Below are 2,923 nucleotides of genomic sequence, written 5' to 3'. Positions count from 1 at the left end.
GGCGTTTAGACGTGTGCTCTGCCGACCCGTTCGGAGTTCCCTTGGCCCTCGACCCCGCCCTCGCCGCCGAGATCGAAACCTCCGTGGCGGAGGGGTTTGCCGCTCAGGTCGCCCACACGCAGGCGCTGGTCCGGTTCGCCTCCCTGCGGGGCGAAGAGCATGCCTGCCAGGATTACGTGTTCGATCAGTTCCGTGCCCGCGGCTACGCCACCGAGCGCCCGCTCTCGCCGACGGGGGCCGAGTTGCTGTTCGAGGACTTCTCCCAGCGCTACGAGCGTGGCTCGACCGTGGTGACCTCGAACCTGCCATTCGAGGATTGGACCTCGGTCCTGGGCTCGGAGCGGCCCACCGGCGCGCTGCTCGACCGGCTGACGCGCCACGGCAGCATCCTGAGCCTGAACGGCGACAGCTACCGCCTCAAATCCTCCCGCAGCCGACGCGGCTGCGGCGATGGCAGGGCGGAGCAAAACCAGGCCAATGGCGGCCGCAGCTTGAACGATGAAGGGGCCCGATCGGGCCCCTTCATCGTTCAAGCTGCGGCCGCCATTGGCCTGGTTTTACTCCGCCACAGCGGCCTGGAATTGGTCCGCCCTTTACACAGGCTCGCACGCAGGTCGACGCGTTGCTGGTTGCCGACGACGACGCCCTCACCCCGCCCGACTTCGTCTTCTGCACTATCTAGGCCGACCGCTGGCGCGACTTGGATCGGAATTCGACGAAGGTTCACTACACCGCAACCAAGCAGTGGCACTTCGGCGACATAGAGATTGCAAACCCGGATCTTCCCGATGCCTGCGAGAGGCGTAAGCCACTGCCGGATGGGACACCCGCGAGCCAGGGCCCGGCGCGTGACTACGTCGTCGACAAGGTCGAGCAGTTCGCCACGGATTTCACCACCCCAGCCCTAATTCCTCCGTGACCGAGTTGGCCTTTGCTTCTTGCAGCCACATGATCAACTCGCCCAGTGCCGCCATGGCATCGGCGCGAAGCCGCGTGGCATCTACTCGCTGTTCGTCCACTGCGACCGCGAGGGCGTCGGTTGCCAGCCGGGCCTGCACAAGTGCGTGGTCCAGTAGGGGCGTTGGCACGATCCGTCGACGGATTCCTGTCGATGCGTTCGCGGCCACCGCCGATGCATGCTCACCCAAGCCGGCTGTCACCGTCTCGATGGCGGCGATCCATGGCTGCAACCCAATGCCGAGGGCCGACGGTAGGCTGTCTGCGCTTAAAAGAGCCGCCATGATCCAGGTCGTTTACATCTATCGACGACGAACTAGCGTCGACGTCCACGACAGGCTCGGCAGTTGCGCCGATGGAACGCTTCACGCTCCTGCCGGCGGCGCCAATGACCTGATGCGGCGGGACGGAGACCATGTAACCGACAGCGGATCAGGAGCGTTCACAAGGTGCCTTGAGTGGGCACGAAAACGACGTCCGCTTGGTGCTTCGTCCGTCCGAAAGCAGAATTGCAGAAATCGACCTATCTCGGTCGTAAGGACCGCCGTCGCCGCTTCCCGAAAGCGGCCATTGGGCACTCATCTGGCAGCTTCAGTTGGCGTTAGTAAGCAGTCACCATCCTGATCATGGTAAGCTAGCACCTTAAGTCCACGCGACCCGATCAGACTGCAGGAGTGTGGGTGCGGGTGATCGGCCCGTCCCTACGAAATACGCAATGAGAACGATCCTTGGTTTGTTTGTTTTATTTCTGGGTGGATGCGTCGTTGCGGCGCTGCTAACGCCTCCGCGTCGAGCGCCTTATGTCGGCCCGTGCACACCATTGCCAGTAGTAGAAGCCATCGTTGGCGGCGTCTCTCTTTCTATACCGAGCGCCATGCACCCAGATCTGGAGGAGAGTACAGGACAAGAAAAGATACATCGGGATCGTGAGTTGCGCCATTATTGCACAGAGCAGGCCGCGTTTCCATTGCTGGTGCAGTATGTTTCGTTGAAGCGCTACCCCAGTGGTAAACCTTTCGGTCCGGAGATGGTGGCCATTCACCTCGCCGATAATCCCAATCGAGCAGCAGGAGAAAAGGCTCTTTTAAACAGTGGGGCAACCTTAGGACCAAAATTTTTTGGTGAACATACAATTGTTATGATGAGTGGTTCTTTAATGACGGTAAAAGGCCCAACAAGGCTCTATCGAGTTGTCGGGCGTTATTATAATGCACAAGCTACATTCGACTTGGATACTGTATCACGCCCCGATCCGACGCCGATCCTGCGGTCTGCGGAAGATATTTTAAGCAAGATCCGGGTCGATCCGTCAAAACCAAACTAAATGATCGTATAGTCGCCCGATGAGGAGCATGTCGCGGACGTGAATAGAGGCCTAATAATGGACGTAACTGTAGAATGGGATGGGTCATGAGCGGGCTCGGCGGCGATGTCAGCTTCCATACATCGCTGTTGCGAAGCGGGCGGGCAGCAAACCACCCACTATAGCCGCGGAAGGCATTATCGAGTTCCCCGGTAAGCGGTCATCGGTTCTCTCCCCATCCCGTAGCCTCCAACGGTCAACGCGCGTTGGTCAACGTTTTGTGGCGAAACGTCGAATCGCTACGATCCGCTCGAACATTGCTTCAGCCTGCAAAAACCGATCCTGGGCAGCTTCGCGATGCTGCGGATGCCGATCAGGATGAAGCGCGGCTCGGAACGCCCTCTGCGCGGTCGCCAGCAAAAACTCCGGAGCCCGTAGATGCAGCCCAACCCGCCGGTAAGCCGCATCAGTTTCGTTCTCTCCACGGTGGGCGGAAATGGAATGCGTGCGTTCAAGATCGGCCTCATACCAACGCTGATTGATCAGAACTCCTGAGCCCCGGTGCGCAGTCCGATGGACATGATGCGCCAGGGTCGGTCGATGAGGCTGTTCCAGGCGTGGCAGCAGTGGTCGAGGATGTCGGCGTGGGATTTGAAGACGCGG

General features: G+C 60.1%; 2 protein-coding genes and 2 pseudogenes. 2 read left to right on the top strand and 2 right to left on the bottom strand.

All coding sequences use genetic code 11. The features are described 5' to 3' along the window. Positions 1-218: 218 nt before the first annotated feature. Positions 219-473 (top strand): annotated as a pseudogene (locus MKK63_RS10875) (ATP-binding protein); the annotation flags it as partial. A 417-nt stretch (positions 474-890) separates the two neighbouring features. Here MKK63_RS10875 and MKK63_RS10870 read toward each other — a convergent pair. Further along, positions 891-1,241 (bottom strand): hypothetical protein, encoded by a 351-nt coding sequence (locus MKK63_RS10870; protein ID WP_244001509.1) that lies wholly within the window; start codon positions 1,239-1,241, stop codon positions 891-893. 431 nt (positions 1,242-1,672) lie between these two features. Between MKK63_RS10870 and MKK63_RS10865 the strand changes: the two genes are divergently transcribed. Continuing rightward, complete coding sequence (locus tag MKK63_RS10865; protein ID WP_244001507.1) at positions 1,673-2,281, top strand: hypothetical protein; 609 nt, start codon at positions 1,673-1,675, stop codon at positions 2,279-2,281. 521 nt (positions 2,282-2,802) lie between these two features. Here the strand turns inward: MKK63_RS10865 and MKK63_RS10860 are convergent. After that, a pseudogene (locus tag MKK63_RS10860) lies at positions 2,803-2,923 on the bottom strand (IS630 family transposase); the annotation flags it as partial.

The sequence above is a fragment of the Methylobacterium sp. J-088 genome (assembly GCF_022829295.1).
Classification (GTDB): domain Bacteria; phylum Pseudomonadota; class Alphaproteobacteria; order Rhizobiales; family Beijerinckiaceae; genus Methylobacterium.
The sequence above is the reverse complement of the archived record's forward strand: the minus strand, read 5'-3'. Positions and strand labels throughout refer to the sequence as shown.

What these genes read in the sequence shown, in the direction of transcription:
- MKK63_RS10870 (WP_244001509.1), bottom strand. Translation starts at nt 1,241, where the DNA reads ATGGCGGCTCTTTTAAGCGCAGACAGCCTACCGTCGGCCCTCGGCATT.
- MKK63_RS10865 (WP_244001507.1), top strand. Translation starts at nt 1,673, where the DNA reads ATGAGAACGATCCTTGGTTTGTTTGTTTTATTTCTGGGTGGATGCGTC.